The following is a 16,926-nucleotide window of genomic DNA, read 5'->3' as shown; positions in this document are numbered from 1 at the left end:
GTTCCAGCGTCACATAGAGATCATGGCCGGTCAGCCGCTCGGCCGACAGTTTGCGGCAAGCTTCGCGGATGACCAGCATCTCGGCATGCGCGGTCGGGTCGGCAAGTTCGCGTGTGCGGTTGCCGGCGCTGGCGACAACACCAGCGCCATTGGCGATGACGGCGCCGACCGGCACTTCGCCTCGCAAGGCGGCAGCCTCGGCCTCCTTCAGTGCCAGCGCCATGAAATCGGGCCGCTTCACGCGATTTCCACTCCGATTATCTCCTCGCCACCTGACGGAGCAAGTTCGTTTCGAATGAACCGCACTTGCTCCAGGCTTTTGATTTTCGTTTGTCTTTTTGGAAAAACCGGTCTCCACTTTTCCCTGACAAACTCCAGTGATCCTGTTATTGAGCGCAGGACCTCGAAAATCGGGACTCGGTTTTCGAAAATGATCATGCGCCACATCAAAAGTGCTACAGCGTTCGTTGCGCGCCCGAAAGGATGCGCCACGCTGTAGCAGCGCAAACGGATAAAGGCCACATGGACGACAACGACAAGAAATTCCGACCCAGGAACGGTCCGGCCAAGAGTGGGCCGAAAGCCGCGGGACCGCGCAGCCGTGATGGCGCCGCGGGCAAGGGCGGCAAGCCGTCCTTTGGCGCCAAGAAACCTTACGCACCGCGTGGCGATCGGCCGATGGCTGCCGATGGCGAGCGGCCGAAGCGCGATTTCAAGGGCGGGGACAAGCCTTTCAGCAAAGGCCCGCGTCCCGAAGGCAAGCCTTTTGAGAAGCGCGAAGGGCCGCGCAAGCCCTACGCACCGCGCGGCGACCGCCCGATGGCCGCCGAGGGTGAGCGCAAACCGTATGAGAAGCGCGAAGGACCACGCAAGCCCTACGCACCGCGCGGCGATCGCCCGGTGGCCGCCGAAGGCGAGCGCAAGCCTTTTGAAAAGCGCGAGGGGCCGCGCAAGCCTTATGCACCGCGCGGCGATCGCCCGGTGGCCGCCGAAGGCGAGCGCAAGCCCTATGAAAAGCGCGAGGGGCCGCGCAAGCCTTATGCACCGCGCGGCGACCGGCTGATGGCCGCCGAAGGCGAGCGCAAGCCCTATGAAAAGCGCGAGGGGCCGCGCAAGCCTTATGCGCCCCGTGGCGATCGCCCGGTGGCCGCCGAAGGCGAGCGCAAGCCCTATGAAAAGCGCGAGGGGCCGCGCAAGCCCTATGCACCGCGGGGCGACCGGCCGGCTGCGGCGGCAGCGGGCGGCGAAAAGCGTTTCGACCGTCCTAAGCGTGATTTCAGTGACCGCGCGCCGCGCGACGCCAGCGATCGGCCGAAGCGTGACTTCGTCGACCGCCCCAAGCGCGATTTCGGCGATCGCCCGAAGCGGGATTTCAACGATCGGCCGCAAGGCGCGTCAGGCGGCAGCTTCAAGCCGCGCCCGCGTCCCGCCGAGGGCGCGGAAGAGGCAGGCGAGCGCATCGCCAAGCGGCTGGCCCGCGCCGGCCTGGCCTCGCGCCGCGATGCCGAGGAGCTGATCGCCGCCGGCCGCGTCAAGGTCAATGGCCGCGCCCTGACTTCGCCGGCCTTCAACGTCATGCCTGATGACATCATCCATCTCGACGGCATGGAAATCCCGCCGATCGAGCGCACCCGGCTGTTCCTGTTCCACAAGCCGGCCGGCGTCGTCACCACCAACCGCGATCCCGAGGGCCGCAAGACCGTCTTCGACGTGCTGCCGGCTGAATTGCCGCGGCTGATGACCATCGGCCGGCTCGACATCAACACCGAAGGCCTGCTGCTGCTCACCAATGATGGCGGCCTCTCGCGCGTGCTCGAACTGCCGGCCACCGGCTGGCTGCGCCGCTATCGCGTGCGCGTCCACGGCAAGGTCGAGGAAAGCGCGCTTGCCGGCCTGCGTGAAGGCATTGCCGTCGACGGCGTGTTCTACGGTGCCATCGAAGCGACGCTCGACCGTGAGCAAGGCACCAATGCCTGGCTGACGATCGGCCTGCGCGAGGGCAAGAACCGCGAAGTCAGAAACATTCTTGGCTCGCTCGGCCTCGACGTGACGCGGCTGATCCGCATCTCCTACGGGCCGTTCCAGCTCGATGACCTCGCCGAGGGCCATGTGCTCGAGATCAAGGGCAGGGTTCTGCGTGACCAACTCGGCGAGCGCCTGGTCGAGGAATCCGGCGCCAATTTCGACGCCGATGTCACCAAGCCGTTTTCCAACAAGCCGGTGCGGCGCACCGAAGTTCGCGAGCCGGAGCCGGAGCGGCCGAAATTCACCCGCGACGGTGAGCGCCGCCCGATCGGCGAGGGCGGTTTGATCAAGAACCGCAAGCGCCGCGAAGGCAGCCGCGACGAGGCGCTGGGCAAACTGTCGACAAGTCCCGACAGAAGCGCGGAGAAGAGTTTTGGCGAACGCGGCCCGCGCCCCGAACGCAGCTTTGGCGACAAGCCGCGCGGTTTGTCGCCAAAATTGCCGCGCGGTGGCTTCGGCGACAAGCCGCGTGGTGCTTTTGGCGGCAAGCCGGGCGGTGGCAAAAAGTCCGAGCGCGAGCAGCGGCCGATCGAGCCGCCCGGCCAGCGCAAGGCCAATGTCTGGATGGCACCGGGCGCGCGGCCGATCGGCAAGGGCAGGGCCGACGCCGATGCCGCCAAGGCGGCTGAAGCCAAGGCGCGCAAGGCATCGTTCAAGCCGTCTTATGGCAAACCCGCCGGTGCAAGACCGTTCGGCAAGCCGAGAGGCGAACGTCCGGGCGGGGCTGGCGGCGGTGAGCGTCCGCGCAATGGTCCCCGAGGCCCCAAAGCGAGATGAGAATCGTCGGTGGTGAGTTTCGCGGGCGTCCGCTGGCGACGCCGCGCTCGAGCGCCATTCGTCCGACGACCGATCGCACCCGCGAGGCGGTCTTCAACGTGCTGGCGCATCGCTTTGCCGCGCAATTGGACGGCGCGCGCGTGCTCGACCTGTTCGCCGGCACCGGTGCGCTGGGGCTCGAGGCGCTGTCGCGCGGTGCCTCCTACGGCGTCTTCATCGAGGAATCGGCCGAAGGCCGTGGCCTGATCCGCGACAATGTCGAAGCCTTCGGCCTGACCGGCCGCACCAAGATCTTCCGCCGCGATGCCACCGGCCTTGGCGAAGCGGGCACGCTGGCGCCGTTCGGCCTCGTCTTTGCCGACCCGCCCTATGGCAAGGGCCTTGGCGAGCGCGCCTTGCAGTCGGCGAAAGCCGGCGGCTGGCTTCGCCCTGGCGCGCTGTGCGTGGTCGAAGAGGCGGCAGTGGCGCCCTTCGAGCCGGGCCCCGGCTTTTCCGTGCTGGACGAGCGCAACTATGGCGAGACCGTCATCCGCTTTATCGAGGCGGCCTGATACGCCTTCGCGATTGGCGGTTCCTCTCCCCCGCTTCACGGGGGCGAGGAACCGAGCTCCGCCTCTAAAATGACCAACAATTAACTTTGCTTGTCGCCAGTACCTTGCCTATCGTCTGCAGACAGAACCGGAGCCGTTGATGACATCCACGATTGAATGGCTGCGCGGAACGCTGTTGGCGTCCTCTTTGGCTTTTGTCATGACCAGCCCGGTGCTGGCCGAGAGCCCCGTCTTGCCCAACACGGTTCCGGCCGAGTTCAAGGTCACGGATTTCCTGCTCGACAACGGCATGGAGGTGGTCGTCATTCCCGACCACCGTGCGCCGATCGTCACCCATATGGTCTGGTACAAGATCGGCAGCGCCGACGAGCCGCCCGGCAAATCCGGCATTGCGCATTTCTTCGAACATCTGATGTTCAAGGCGACGACCAACCATGCGGCGGGCGAGTTCGACCGCGCCATCTCCGATATCGGCGGCTCCAACAACGCCTTCACCTCTTACGACTACACCGCCTTCCACGAGACGGTGGCGCCGTCGGCGCTCGAGCTGATGATGAGCTTCGAGGCCGATCGCATGCGCAACCTCATCCTCACCGACGATGTCATCAAGACCGAGCGCGATGTCATCCTCGAGGAGCGCCGCTCGCGCATCGACAACAGCCCCGAGGCCGTGCTGGACGAGGAGGTCGATGCGACGCTGTGGCAGAACCAGCCCTATCGCATCCCGGTCATCGGCTGGATGCAGGAGATGCAGCAGCTGAACCGCGCCGACGCTGTCGCCTTCTATGACAAATATTACCGGCCCAACAACGCGGTGCTGATCGTTGCCGGCGATGTCGACCCGGACACGGTGCGGGCGCTGGCCGAAAAGACCTATGGCAAGGTGGCGCGCGGCCCCGATCTGCCGCCGCGCATCCGTCCGGTCGAGCCGGAGCAGAACACCAAGCGCACGGTGACGCTCGCCGATGCCCGCGTCAGCGTGCCGAGCTTTTCCACCCAATGGGTGGTGCCGTCCTATCACACAGGCAAGCCGGGCGAGGCGGAAGCGCTCGACCTCTTGGCGGAGATCCTCGGCGGCGGCAATCGCAGCCGGCTCTACCAGGCGCTCGTCGTCCAGCAAGGTATCGCATCCAGCGCCGGCGCCTTTTTCCAGGGCACCATGCTCGACGACACCAACTTCACCGTCTATGGCGCGCCGCGCGGCGATGCTAAAATCTCCGACGTCGAAGCGGCGGTCGATGCCGAAGTGGTGCGCATCGTCAAGGATGGCGTCACGCCATCGGAGCTGGAAAAGGCCAAGGACCGCTATGTCAGGTCGATGACCTTTGCCCGCGACAAGCAGGATTCCATGGCCAACATCTACGGCTCGACGCTGGCCACCGGCGGCAATGTGCAGGACGTCCAGCAGTGGACGGACCGCATCCGCAAGGTCACGACAGACGAGGTCAAGGCCGTCGCCGCGCACTATCTCGTGCTCGCCCGGTCGACCACCGGCTATCTCTTGCCGCAGCAACAGGCGGGGAATTGATTTGATGAAGAGATCGAGCGTTGGCGCTGCCCCCCACCTGCCTGCCGGCATCCTCTCCCCGTACAGTGACGGGGAGAGGGGCGCCGTCATCGCCGGTTTCGCCAATCACCATGGTTGCAAGACGGACGCCGAGGTTGCGGCCAGCCTCCTTCTCCCCGTCACTATACGGGGAGAAGTGCCCGGCAGGGCGATGAGGGGCGGCGCCGACTTCGACAATTGTTCGTTTGGAACGACCACCCCGAGCCGCGCCATCGCCCCGCTGATCACTTTACTTCTCTCCATCCTCTTCCTCATCCTGCCGGCACTCACCGCGCGGGCCATGGACATCCAGTCCGTCACCTCGCCAAAGGGCATCACCGCCTGGCTGGTCGAGGACTATTCCGTGCCGGTTGTCGCCATCCGCTTCGTCTTCGGCGGCGGCTCGACGCAGGATCCGGTCGGCAAGGAAGGGCTGGCCAATCTGATGACCGGCCTGTTCGACGAAGGCGCCGGCCCGCTCGACAGTGAAGACTTCCAGATCAAGCTCGACGATGCCGGCGCCGAAATGAGCTTCGACGAGAGCCGCGACGGCATCTACGGCTCGATGCGCATGCTGGCCGAGCAGCGCGACCAGGCATTCGACCTGTTGCGGCTGGCGGTCAACGAGCCGCGCTTCGACCAGCTGCCGATTGACCGCATCCGCTCCCAGATCCTGTCCGGCATCATCGCCGGCGAAAACGATCCCGACACGGTGGCGCAGAACAAATGGGCGCGAGCGCTTTATGGCGATCATCCCTATTCCCGCTCCGACCAGGGCACCAAGGAAAGCATCGCCACCATCACGCGCGATGATCTCAATGCCTCGCACAAAGCGGTGTTCGCGCGCGGCGGGCTGCGGGTCGCCGTTGTCGGCGCCATCGACGCGGAGACGCTGAAGAAGAAGCTCGACATGGTGTTCGGCGACCTGCCGCAAAACCAGGCGCTGAGGCCAGTGGCCGATATCGACCCGAAGCTGGCGCAGCATATCGAGGTCGACTACGACCTGCCGCAGACCTCCCTGCAGCTCGCTTTTCCCGGCGTGAAGCGCAAGGCGGCGGATTTCTTCCCCGCCGTGCTGATGAACGAGATTCTTGGCGGCGGCACCTTCACCTCGCGCCTGTTCCAGGAGGTGCGCGAGAAGCGCGGGCTGGCCTACAGCGTCAACTCCTCGCTCATCAACCAGGACCACGCCAGCGCGCTGATCGTCAGCACCGGCACCCGCTCCGACCGCGCGTCCGAAACGCTGGGCATCATCCGCGATGTGGTCAAGCGACTGGCCGAAGAAGGCCCGACCGAAGCGGAACTGGCGGCCACCAAGAAATACATGATCGGCGCCTACGCCATCAACAATCTGGACTCGTCCAGCGCCATCGCCGCGACACTGGTCGAACTGCAGCTCGACGATCTCGGCATCGACTACATGCAGCGCCGCGCCGGCTACATCAACGCGGTGACGCTCGACCAGGTCAAGGCGGCGGCGAAGAAGCTGCTGTCGACCGAGCCGACCATCATGGTCATCGGACCGAAACTGGCCGGGGCCGGCAAGGGATGAGCCCCGGCGCGCATTTCTCTTTTCCGAACGCCGGCGCTGCCTCTCATCGCCCTGCCGGGCACTTCTCCCCGTATAGTGACGGGGAGAAGGGGGCTGGCCGCAATCTCGGCGCCCATCTTGCAACGTTTGTGATTGGCGAAATCGGCGATGGCAGCACCCTTCTCCCCGTCACTATACGGGGAGAGGATGCCGGCAGGCAGGTGAGGGGCGGCGCCAACTTCAACAATTGGCGGTCTCCGTCGCCGGCCAGAAACGAGGCAGGAGCCGCGCACCATGGCGCCTAGCTTCGGTATAGCCTTCGGCGGCGGTGGCGCGCGCGGGCTGGCGCATATTCATGTCATCGAGGCGCTGGACGAGTTGGGCATCAAGCCGGTGGCGATTGCCGGCTCGTCGATCGGTGCCATCATGGGCGCCGGCATGGCATCGGGCATGACCGGCAAGGACATCCACGACTATGCCCGCTCGATCCTCGGCCGCCGCGCCCAAGTGGCGAGCCGCATGTGGCGGGCGCCGCCGGGCACCATCGCCGAAGCCATGCAGGGCGGCATCCGCGTCAGCCAGTTCAACGTCGAGCGCATCCTGAAAGCCTTTCTGCCCGAAGCCATTCCCGAGACCTTCGCCGAGCTGCAAATCCCGCTGAAGGTGACGGCGCCCGACTATTTCGGCCACAAGCTGGCTGTCTTCGAAGACGGCGACCTGCACTCGGCGCTGGCGGCCTCGGCGGCCATCCCCGCCGTGTTCCGGCCGGTGACGCGCGACGGCAGGCTGCTGATCGACGGCGGCATTTACAACCCCGTGCCGTTCGACCTGATCGAAAACGACGCCGACATCATCATCGGCGTCGACGTGGTCGGCGCGCCGGAAGAGGCCGACCGCAAACAGCCGACCTCCGTCGACCTGATGTTCGGCGCCACCCAACTGATGATGCAGTCGATCACCGCCAACAAGCTGAAACAATGCCGCCCCGACATCCTGGTCCGCCCGGCAGTGTCGAGATACCGCGTCCTCGATTTCCTGAAGATCGACGCTTTGATGAACGAGACGGTCGATATCAAGGATGAGCTGAAGCGGCAGGTTGAGAAGGTGGTTGAGGCGAGGAATAGCGCCGCCATCAAGGGGAGGCGGGGGAAGCAGGTCGGGTGAAGTGCATCTTTCCTTCACCTGAGAGGAGAGAGCCCAACCGTCTTATGACTTAGCCGTCATCGGCGCATACTCTAGCGCCACCACGCCGTTGCTAAACGGCTTTGCGGAAATCAGGTCGAGCGCCACCGGCTCACCGATTGGGAATAGCGGCTTGCCCTGGCCGACGGTGCCTGGATAGCTGAGCAGCCTGACGCGGTCGACCAGGCCGTGGCGCAGCAATTCCTGCGCGACGCTGAGGCTACCATGCACGTAGATGTTGCCGCCGCTGCCTTGCTTCAGCGTCCTGACCGCTTCCGGCAGAGGCCCTTTCAGCAATTCGGCCGGCTTCCAGTCGAGCGCCTTCAGGCTGTTTGAGGCGACATATTTCGGCAGCGCGTTGAACCGGTCGGCAAAATCTCCGGTTTCCGTTGGCCAGGAGCCGGCAAAGATCTCATAGGTCGTGCGCCCCAAAAGCATGGCGCCGCTGTCGGCAAGCTCGTCCTCCTTGAACCTGTTCATCTCGTCGTTCCAGGTCACGCTGGGCAGCTTCTCGACCTCGGCAATGCCATCGACGCTGATGAATTCGGTGACGATAAGTTTTGGCATAGCGCTCTCCTTCTTCTGTCAAAGGACGAACCGGGTGGGCGCTTTGTGACAGGCTTCGCGAAATATATTGCTGCGCTTCGTTGTAGTGTGGCGCTTCAGCGCGAGGCTGCGAAGGACCGATGCCATGGGGAAGTGCGACCGCGCCTGGACTAAACCCCAAAGTTCGGATTTTGATGCCACATCTGAGTAGTTATTCCCAAGAACGCATTGCAGGAAGATTCATGGGATTCGGGGTTTTCATTCATCGCTCGGATTCGCGATACAACGATCGCCCCGCAGAGCAATACCAGTTTCCTCGCCCGTATCTGCGCCGCGTTGAAGCGTGTGTCGGCAAGTGGATTATCTACTACGAGCCCAGCAAGGTAAACGATACACGGGGCTATTACGCTGTAGCGAAAGTCCAGCAGATCATCCCCGATCCGGTAACGCCTGACATGTATCTCGCGCTGATTGAGCCCGGAAGCTACCTCGATTTCGTCAATCCTGTTCCATTTAGCGGATCTGATGGTCCCGTCGAACGAGGCCTGCTCAATGATGAGGGACGGATTTCTGGCCGCGCCCAATCTGCCGTCCGCGCACTCAGCCCAAGTGACTTCAACCGGATCATCGATCTGGGCCTGGATACGAATGAGTTGTTGCTGCCGCGCGTTGATGAGGTCGGCATATCTGCCGGCTTTCAGGATGAGCAGGCGCCATTCGAATTCGAGCAGAGTCGTGATCGCGTAAGCTACATCGGATCGCGAATCGTGCGGGACCGCATTTTTCGTCGAGTCGTCTTACGTGCCTATGACGAGCGCTGCGCGATCACAGGTCTCAAGCTGATAAATGGCGGAGGCCGAGCAGAGGTTTCTGCCGCACATATTCGACCGGTTGAGGCGGACGGGCCTGATGTCGTCAACAATGGGATCGCACTGTCCGGCACTGCGCATTGGATGTTCGACCGTGGATTGATCAGCCTGTCGGACGATTTGGAAATCCTGATCTCCAGACAGGTCAATGACTTCGACAGCGTGCAGGGCTTCATAAACAGGACGCGCCGCGCGCTTCCGCCTCGCCGACAGCTCGAACGCCCGCATCCTCATTTCTTGCAATGGCATCGCGAGCACTGTTTCAAGCAATAGGCGGTGTCTCGAAGCTGCCCCGCCTGTCCATGGGAAGGCTTTGCTTACGGGCCTCCTTTAAGCGGGAAGAGCCCCCCTCAGTCCTTCGCCCGCTCCACATAAGCGCCATCGGCCGTCATCACCACCACGCGGGTGCCCGGCGCGATGTGCGGCGGCACCAGGGTGCGCACGCCGTTGGACAGCACGGCCGGCTTGTAGGATGACGAGGCCGTCTGGCCCTTGGTCGTCGGCTCGGTTTCCACCACTTCGAAGGTGGCGCGCTGCGGCAGCACCAGGGAAATGGCAATGCCGTTGAACTGCGACACCTGCACGGCCATGCCTTCCAGCAGGTAAGGCGCCATGTCGCCGACCACGGCTTCCGACACCGCGACCTGGTCGTAGCTTTCCGGGTTCATGAAATGAAAGCCTTCGCCGTCGCGATAGAGGAAGGTATGCTCGCGCTCTTCCACATAGGCGCGCTCCACCTGTTCGGTGGTGCGGTAGCGCTCCGAAACTTTCACCCCGTCGCCGATGCGGCGCATGTCGAGCTGCGTTACAGGCGTGCCCTTGCCTGGGTGGATGTTTTCGGCAAAGAGGATCACATAAAGCTTGCCGTCCTTGTCGACGACGTTGCCTTTGCGGAGCGAACTGGCGATGACTTTCACCACGGTTTTAAATCCTGCAAGAAGAGTTGACTGGCGTTTGCCGGCTTGTGCGGCGCTGGATGGGGGCCTACCGCATCTTGGCCGCCGCCGCCAGCCCCCTTCCACCATGATCCGAGCCGCATGACCGAAGCTTCGCCCTGGTGGACGCCTGACGTTCATGCCGACCGCCGCCCGCGGCTGATGCTGCGCAACGGCATCGCCGCCAGCTTGCGCGACTGGTTCGCCGCCCATGATTTCGTCGAGGTGCAGACGGCGGCCCTGCAGATTTCGCCCGGCAACGAGGCGCATCTGGCGGCTTTCGCCACCGAAGCGGTCGGGCCGGACGGCGCAAGGGCGCCGCTCTATCTCCACACCTCGCCGGAATTCGCCTGCAAGAAGCTGCTCGCCGCCGGTGAAGTCAGGATTTTCAGCTTCGGTCCGGTCTACCGCAACCGCGAGCGCGGCGCCTTGCACCATCCCGAATTCACCATGCTCGAATGGTATCGGGTGGGCGAAGCCTATGAGAGCCTGATGCTGGATTGCGCGGCCTTCCTGGCGCTGGCCGCTACAAGGGCAGGGGCGACTCTTTTCTCTTTCCGGGGCCGCGACTGCGATCCGTTCGCCGAGCCGGAACGGCTGACGGTGGCGGACGCCTTCACCCACTATTCCGGCATCGATCTGCTGGCCACGGTCGCCGCCGACGGGAGCACCGATCGCGACGCGCTATACGCCGCCTTGATCCGGGCCGGCATGCGTACCGCGCCCGACGACAGCTGGGCCGACCTGTTCAGCCGGGTGATGGTGGAAAAAATCGAGCCATTCCTCGGGCAGGGACGAACGACCATCCTGTGCGAATATCCGGTGGCCGAGGCGGCACTGGCACGGCCGAGCCCACGCGACCCGCGCGTGGCGGAGCGTTTCGAGCTCTATTGCTGCGGCGTCGAACTCGCCAACGGCTTTGGCGAACTGACCGACGCCGACGAGCAGCGCCGGCGCTTCGTCATCGAGATGGACGAGAAGCAGCGCATCTATGGCGAGCGCTATCCGCTGGACGAGGATTTCCTCGCCGCCCTTGCCATCATGCCGCCGGCCAGCGGCATCGCGCTCGGCTTCGACCGGCTGGCGATGCTGGCCACCGGCGCGCAAAAAATCGAGGACGTGATCTGGACGCCTGTTGCCTGAGGCGCGGAAAGATCTGGCCTATTCGATTCCAGGGATCAAGACTGGACCGTGACCCCGAACCAAGAGACCACATGATCGGTACTGGATTCACGGTCAATCGGGAAGATCTACAGTGGCTGCTTCTGAAACGGTCGAAATCGCCATTGTCGGCGCCGGAGTTGTCGGGCTGGCGACGGCACTTCGCCTTGTCGCGGACGGCCGCGAAGTCCTGCTCATCGATCCCCATGAGCCGGGCTCCGGCGCCTCATCAGGCAATGCCGGAACGATCGCCGAATACGCCTGTATGCCGGTCGGCAGTCCAGCCGTGCTGCGCGCGCTGCCAAAGTTGCTGCTTGATCCCGACAGTCCGTTTTCGCTGCGCTGGCCGGCACTGCTGCAACTGGCGCCCTGGCTGGTTCAATTCGTGCGGCAATCGCTGCCGGCGGCGACCCAGGCCAATGCGCTGGCGCTCGCCGGACTGCTGGCCGACGCCCTTCCGGCCTGGGAAGACATGATCGGGGAGGCCGGGCTGGAGGACCAGCTGCGCCGCAATGGCTGTCTTTACCTCTATCGCCGCGAGAGCGATTTTGCCGCTGGCGCCGGCGGCCGGGCAATGCGCGCTGGGTTTGGCATCCACCAAGAGGTGCTGACTCCCGAAGAGGTGGCGGCGCTTGAGCCGGGCCTGCCGGCGACAGCAGCGCATGGCGTGTATTTTCCCGACTCGATCAATGTCACCGATCCGGCAATGGTGATGCGGCGGTTGCTGGGCGCGGTGAGTGCCCGTGGTGCATCGGTGAAGCAGGCTGAGATCACCGGACTGCAGGTCGAGGCTGACGGTGTCCAGCTCAGCGGACCCGGCGTTCGCATCAAGGCTGGCACGGTGGTGATCGCCGCCGGTGCACGGTCGCGCGCACTGGCCGCGCAGGCCGGCGACAGGATTCCGCTCGAGACCGAGCGCGGCTATCATCTGGAATTCCAGACCGACGCGCCGCTGCTCAACCGACCTGTCTGTCCCGTCGATCTTGGTTTCTACCTGACGCCGATGGCTGGCCGCTTGCGGGTCGCCGGCACCGTCGAACTCGGCGGCCTGGTCGCGCCGCCAAATCCGCGCCGGCTGGCGCTGCTTGACCGTGGCGCCAGGCAAATTTTTCCCAGGCTCGGCTCGCCTGCCTCGCAATGGCTCGGCTTCCGGCCGTCCCTGCCGGATTCCAGGCCGGTCATCGGCGCTTCGCGCGGCAGCTCCCGCGTAATTCATGCTTTCGGGCACGGCCATCTCGGCCTGACGCTGGCTCCGATCACCGCGCGGCTGGTCGCCGACTTGATCGGCGGACGCGGCGATCCGGCTCGGCTCGCACCTTTCGCGGCGGGCCGTTTCGGCCGTTGATCGACCGATGCCCTCGATCTGAGTTAGTGCGCGAAAACCTGCTCCAGCGAGCGAAAACCCTTGAATTCCAGGGCATTGCCCGAGGGGTCGCGGATGAACAGCGTTGCCTGTTCGCCGGGTTCGCCCTTGAAACGCACCATCGGCCGTTCCAGCCAGTCGATGTCGTCGCGCGCCTCCAGCCGCGTCGCCAGGCGCTGCCAGTCGTCCATCAGCAGCACCGCGCCGAAATGCGGAATCGGCACGACAATGCCGTCGACCCTGCCGTCACTGGGGGCCTGTGCGGCCTGCGGACGCAGATGCGCCGACATCTGGTGGCCGTAGAGGTCGAAATCGACCCAGGTCGCCGATGAACGGCCGATCGCACAGCCCAGCACCTCGCCATAGAAAACGCGGGTTTCATCGAGATCACGGACCGGGAAGGCGAGATGGAAAGGCGTCATCGAAATGCTCCGTGCAAGCTGCGAACCCATTTTGCGTCACAGGGTTCGCGGTTTTGAACCGCCCACCCTGCATTTTGATTGAAGCCTATGCCATTGCACAAGCCGGACCGGAACAATAGATGGGTGGGCAACGGCCGCACACCGGCCGCACCAGCAGGATTTCAGGCATGACCGATATATCAGACGCAGCAAAATTGACCGACCGCGTCGCGGCTCTGGTCGAGGCTGCCAAAAAGGCCGGCGCCGATGCCGCCGACGCGGTGGCCGTGCGCGGCCGCTCGACCGGCGTGTCGGTGCGTCTCGGCAAGGTCGAGGCTACGGAAGCCTCCGAGAGCGAGGATGTGGCGCTGCGTGTTTTCGTCGGCGGCCGCGTGGCGAGTGTCTCGGCGACAGCGGCGTCCGACCCGAAAACGCTGGCCGAACGCGCTGTTTCCATGGCGAGAGTCTCGCCTGAGGATCCCTATCAGGGGTTGGCCGACCCGGCATTGCTGGCCAAACAGACACGCGATCTCGATCTGTTCGACGCCACCGAGGTGTCCGCCGACCAGTTGAAGGAAGCCGCATTGGCGGCGGAGGCGGCAGCGCTTGGCGTCAAGGGCGTGACCAATTCGGCCGGCGCCAGCGCCGGTGCCGGCCTCGGCGGCCTGGTGCTGGCCACCTCGCACGGCTTCCTCGGCCACTATGTCGGCTCGCGGTTCTCGCGCTCGGCCAGCGTCATCGCCGGCGAGGGCACCGGCATGGAGCGCGACTATGAATTCTCATCGCGCCAGCACTTTGCCGATCTCGATGCGCCCGAGGACATCGGCCGCAAGGCCGGAGAACGCGCGGTGCGCCGCATCGGCGCGCGCAAGGCAGCGACCGGGCCGGTCGACGTGGTGTTGGACCCACGCGTCGCGCGCGGCATCGCCGGCCATCTGGCCGGCGCCATCAACGGCGCCTCGGTCGCGCGCAAGACCTCGTTCCTGCGTGACATGATGGGCAAGCAGGTGGCCGCCTCCGCCATCACCGTCACCGACGAGCCGCTCCGGTTGCGTGGCCAGGCCTCACGGCCGTTCGACGGCGAAGGCGTCGAAGGCGAAAAGCTGTTGATGGTCGAGAAGGGCGTGCTCAACCATTGGTTCCTGTCGACCTCGGCCGCAAGGGAACTGGGCCTCGTCACCAACGGCCGCGGCGCCCGCGGCGGCTCTTCCGTGACGCCATCCTCCACCAATCTCGCCATCGAGCCGGGCGAGCGGTCGCCGGAAGAGCTGATCAGATCGCTCAAGACCGGCTTCTATGTCACCGAGGTGTTCGGCCAGGGCGTCGACATGGTCACCGGCGAATACAGCCGTGGCGCCTCGGGTTTCTGGATCGAGAACGGCGAGCTGGCCTATCCGGTCGCCGAGGTCACCATCGCCTCGAACCTGAAAACCATGTTCCTCAACATGGTGCCGGCTGATGACCTCGACCGTAATTTCGGCACCGCCGCCCCAACGCTCCTGATCGAAGGCATGACCCTTGCCGGAGCATGACCTCACCATAGCCGGGGCCACCGAAGATTTGCCGCTGCTGCGCGATGCCGCCCGCGAGGCGGGGCTCATCGCCATGCGCTACTTCGGCAACAGCCCGCAAGTCTGGATGAAGGGCGGCACATCGCCGGTCAGCGAGGCCGACCATGCCGCCGACGCCTACCTGCGCGAAACGCTGCTGGCGGCGCGACCGGATTATGGCTGGCTGTCGGAAGAGACCGTCGACGATCCGGTCCGGCTTTCGGCACGCCGCACCTTCGTCGTCGACCCGATCGACGGCACGCGCGGTTTTCTGGAAGGCCAGCGCACCTGGTGCGTCAGCGTCGCCGTCGTCGAGCGTGGCCGTACGCTGGCCGGCGTGCTGGAATGCCCGGCGATGGAGGAAACCTATTGGGCGCTGCCGGGCCAGGGCGCCTTCCGCAACGGCAAGCGCATTGCGGTTCGCAAGCTGGCGGAAACAGCCGAGATTTCCGGGCTGAAGCAGTTGACCGACCTGATGCCGGCCGAATGGCAGGCGCGGCTGAAGCGAGCGCCCTACAGCCCTTCGCTGGCTTATCGGCTGGCGATGATCGCCAATGGCGCGCTGGATGCCACTTTCGTCAAGCCGAATGCGCATGACTGGGATATTGCGGCGGCCGACCTCATCCTGCGCGAGGCCGGCGGCCAGCTGCTCGACCAGCACGGTCGCGCTCCACTATATGCCGGCGAGGTGACCCGCCACGGCGCCCTTGCTGCCGGCAGCGGTGAATTGCTGGCCGTGCTCGCCGGCGTCATCGCCGGCCTGGACGCGTGAAGGCGTTTTCCCCGGCGAGATGAATTCATCTCGCCCTAAAGGTTCCAAAGTTGGCGGCTTTGGTCTAGACCTGTGACAAACTCACGATATGTGAAGGACCGACATGGCCGCGGAAGACGGAAAGAAACAGCTTTTGCATCTGGTGTTCGGTGGCGAACTCAAGAAGCTTGGCGGCACCGAATTCCGCGATCTCGAGGGCCTCGATATCGTCGGCATCTATCCGGACTATCAATCCGCGCACACGGCGTGGAAAGCCAAGGCGCAAGCCAGCGTGGACAACGCCCACATGCGTTACTTCGTCGTTCATCTGCACCGGCTGCTGGACCCCGACAACAAGGTTGCCGGTTGACTTCGATGGAGCATGACCTGGCGAAAGGGCCAGCAAGCGATGCCGCGCCCACGGGCAGGGGACGCAGCCGCACGACCAAGGCCTTCTGGCGCAAGATTCGCCAACCGCTGGCGCAGTCGCGATTCGTCAAGAACGCCATCGCCAGCCTGTTCGCCCAGTTCGTGCGCTTCGTGCGCCTCACCAATCGCGTCGTCGAGGGATCGGCACGGTTTTCGGGCGGTGCCTATACCGAATTCGAGCCTGGCATCATCGCCTTGTGGCATGGCCAGCATCTGCTGACGCCAGCCTATTACCCCAAGCGCAAGCCGCTGGTCGCCATGGTTTCGCGCAGCGCTGATGCCGAGCTCAACGCCTTGATGCTGGAAAAATTCGGCATCGAGGCGGTGCGCGGCTCCGGCGGGCGCGAAAATGCCAGGCATCTCGACAAGGGCGGGGCAAAAGCGCTTATCGCCCTGAAAAAGTCGCTCGCCGTCGGCAAGAACGTCGCCATGATCGCAGATATTCCGCACGGCACGCCGCGAGACGCAGGGCTTGGTATCGTTCTCCTGGCTCGCCTCTCGGGCCGGCCGCTTGTGCCTGTCGCCATCACCACCAGCCGCCGCAAGGTACTGGAGAAGAGCTGGGACAAGACCACCATCAACCTGCCGTTCGGCCGTTCGTCGATCGTCATCGGTCAGCCGATCTTCGTGGCGGCCGGCGCCGATGAGGCCGAAATGGAGCGCAAGCGCCAGGAAGTGACGACCGCGCTCAATGCCGCGACCGCCGAGGCCTACCGTCTCGTGGATGCTCCGCGATGAGCGGCCGCTGGGCGCGAGCCATGCTGTCGGCATACCGTTTCGCGGGTGCGGCCGCCTATCCGCTGGTCGGGCCCTATGTTGCCTGGCGCACCTCGCGCGGCAAGGAAGACCGCTACCGCCGCCGCGAGCGCTATGGCGTCGCCGGACGCGCGCGCCCCGACGGGCCGGTGATCTGGATCCACGCCGCGAGCGTCGGCGAGACCATCGCCGTCGTGCCGCTGGTCGAAAGCATTCTCGACTACGGCGTCAACATCGTGCTGACGACCGGCACGGTCACCTCGGCGCAGGTCGCCGATGAGCGTCTCGGTGACCGGATCATCCACCAATACGTACCGCTCGATCTCAAGCCGGCGGTCAGCCGGTTCCTCGATCACTGGCAGCCGGATCTGGCGATCATCGCCGAATCCGAAATCTGGCCGATGACCATCCTCGAGCTTGGCGCGCGCCGCGTGCCGCAGGTGCTGGTCAATGGCAGGCTCTCCGACCGCTCGTTCAAGTCGTGGAAGAAACGGGCCAACATCGCCGAGGCGTTGTTCGAGAACCTGGCTCACGTCGTGGCGCAGTCGGATGT

17 protein-coding genes are annotated in these 16,926 nt (G+C 64.8%); 13 read left to right on the top strand and 4 right to left on the bottom strand.

The features are described from left to right. Positions 1-241, bottom strand: a 241-nt coding sequence (locus tag EN939_RS02910; RefSeq protein WP_164750868.1) for a nucleoside deaminase, incomplete at its 3' end; no start/stop codon positions are given. Positions 242-819: 578 nt separating this feature from the next. On the opposite strand from EN939_RS02910, the gene EN939_RS02905 reads away from it, so the two are divergent. The 5 genes from EN939_RS02905 to EN939_RS02875 all read left to right on the top strand — a co-directional run bounded on the left by EN939_RS02905 (position 820) and on the right by EN939_RS02875 (position 7,594). Continuing rightward, positions 820-2,802 carry a pseudouridine synthase gene (locus tag EN939_RS02905; RefSeq protein ID WP_442919513.1) on the top strand — a complete coding sequence of 661 codons (1,983 nt, stop codon included), beginning with the start codon at positions 820-822 and terminating at the stop codon, positions 2,800-2,802. Then, positions 2,799-3,353 (top strand): 16S rRNA (guanine(966)-N(2))-methyltransferase RsmD, encoded by a 555-nt coding sequence (gene rsmD, locus EN939_RS02900; RefSeq protein WP_127266868.1) that lies wholly within the window; start codon positions 2,799-2,801, stop codon positions 3,351-3,353. Before EN939_RS02905 ends, rsmD begins: the two co-directional genes overlap by 4 nt. Positions 3,354-3,492: 139 nt before the next feature. Beyond that, positions 3,493-4,881 (top strand): M16 family metallopeptidase, encoded by a 1,389-nt coding sequence (locus tag EN939_RS02895; protein WP_127266867.1) that lies wholly within the window; start codon positions 3,493-3,495, stop codon positions 4,879-4,881. 190 nt (positions 4,882-5,071) lie between these two features. Continuing rightward, positions 5,072-6,451 carry a M16 family metallopeptidase gene (locus tag EN939_RS02885; protein WP_245465226.1) on the top strand — a complete coding sequence of 460 codons (1,380 nt, stop codon included), beginning with the start codon at positions 5,072-5,074 and terminating at the stop codon, positions 6,449-6,451. A gap of 273 nt (positions 6,452-6,724) precedes the next feature. After that, positions 6,725-7,594, top strand: coding sequence for a patatin-like phospholipase family protein (locus EN939_RS02875; protein ID WP_127266866.1), 870 nt, complete (start codon positions 6,725-6,727; stop codon positions 7,592-7,594). Positions 7,595-7,636: 42 nt separating this feature from the next. Here the strand turns inward: EN939_RS02875 and EN939_RS02870 are convergent, their stop codons facing one another. Beyond that, entirely contained in the window at positions 7,637-8,179 is a 543-nt protein-coding gene (locus EN939_RS02870) for a dihydrofolate reductase family protein (RefSeq protein WP_127266865.1), read from the bottom strand. 221 nt (positions 8,180-8,400) lie between these two features. Here EN939_RS02870 and EN939_RS02865 point away from each other — a divergent pair, with 221 nt between their 5' ends. After that, entirely contained in the window at positions 8,401-9,300 is a 900-nt protein-coding gene (locus EN939_RS02865; protein ID WP_127266864.1) for an HNH endonuclease, read from the top strand. Positions 9,301-9,377: 77 nt separating this feature from the next. On the opposite strand, the gene efp is transcribed toward EN939_RS02865, so the two are convergent. Next, positions 9,378-9,947: an elongation factor P gene (gene efp / locus EN939_RS02860; protein ID WP_027038615.1), complete on the bottom strand. Its 570-nt coding sequence runs from the start codon at positions 9,945-9,947 to the stop codon at positions 9,378-9,380. A gap of 117 nt (positions 9,948-10,064) precedes the next feature. On the opposite strand from efp, the gene epmA reads away from it, so the two are divergent. Further along, the gene (epmA, locus tag EN939_RS02855) at positions 10,065-11,105 is read left to right on the top strand and encodes an EF-P lysine aminoacylase EpmA (RefSeq protein ID WP_127266863.1); all 1,041 of its coding nucleotides are present in this window, start codon (positions 10,065-10,067) and stop codon (positions 11,103-11,105) included. 112 nt (positions 11,106-11,217) lie between these two features. Next, positions 11,218-12,468 (top strand): NAD(P)/FAD-dependent oxidoreductase, encoded by a 1,251-nt coding sequence (locus tag EN939_RS02850; RefSeq protein ID WP_127266862.1) that lies wholly within the window; start codon positions 11,218-11,220, stop codon positions 12,466-12,468. A 23-nt stretch (positions 12,469-12,491) separates the two neighbouring features. Here the strand turns inward: EN939_RS02850 and EN939_RS02845 are convergent, their stop codons facing one another. Next, positions 12,492-12,908 carry a VOC family protein gene (locus tag EN939_RS02845; protein WP_127266861.1) on the bottom strand — a complete coding sequence of 139 codons (417 nt, stop codon included), beginning with the start codon at positions 12,906-12,908 and terminating at the stop codon, positions 12,492-12,494. A 167-nt stretch (positions 12,909-13,075) separates the two neighbouring features. On the opposite strand from EN939_RS02845, the gene EN939_RS02840 reads away from it, so the two are divergent. From EN939_RS02840 to EN939_RS02820, 5 genes are all read left to right on the top strand, one after another. Further along, the gene (locus EN939_RS02840) at positions 13,076-14,419 is read left to right on the top strand and encodes a TldD/PmbA family protein (protein WP_127266860.1); all 1,344 of its coding nucleotides are present in this window, start codon (positions 13,076-13,078) and stop codon (positions 14,417-14,419) included. Beyond that, the gene (locus tag EN939_RS02835; RefSeq protein ID WP_127266859.1) at positions 14,406-15,209 is read left to right on the top strand and encodes a 3'(2'),5'-bisphosphate nucleotidase CysQ; all 804 of its coding nucleotides are present in this window, start codon (positions 14,406-14,408) and stop codon (positions 15,207-15,209) included. Before EN939_RS02840 ends, EN939_RS02835 begins: the two co-directional genes overlap by 14 nt. A 103-nt stretch (positions 15,210-15,312) precedes the next feature. Continuing rightward, on the top strand, positions 15,313-15,558 hold the full coding sequence (locus EN939_RS02830; RefSeq protein WP_027038609.1) for a DUF4170 domain-containing protein: 246 nt from the start codon (positions 15,313-15,315) through the stop codon (positions 15,556-15,558). Positions 15,559-15,563: 5 nt separating this feature from the next. Next, on the top strand, positions 15,564-16,355 hold the full coding sequence (locus EN939_RS02825; protein ID WP_127266858.1) for a lysophospholipid acyltransferase family protein: 792 nt from the start codon (positions 15,564-15,566) through the stop codon (positions 16,353-16,355). Beyond that, positions 16,352-16,926 (top strand): glycosyltransferase N-terminal domain-containing protein (locus tag EN939_RS02820; RefSeq protein ID WP_272483077.1); only part of this gene is annotated, 575 nt, incomplete at its 3' end. The genes EN939_RS02825 and EN939_RS02820, both read left to right, overlap by 4 nt.

The organism is Mesorhizobium sp. M7A.F.Ca.CA.002.05.1.1, assembly GCF_003998335.1.
Classification (GTDB): Bacteria; Pseudomonadota; Alphaproteobacteria; order Rhizobiales; family Rhizobiaceae; genus Mesorhizobium.
This window is presented reverse-complemented; position numbering and strand designations above follow the sequence as displayed.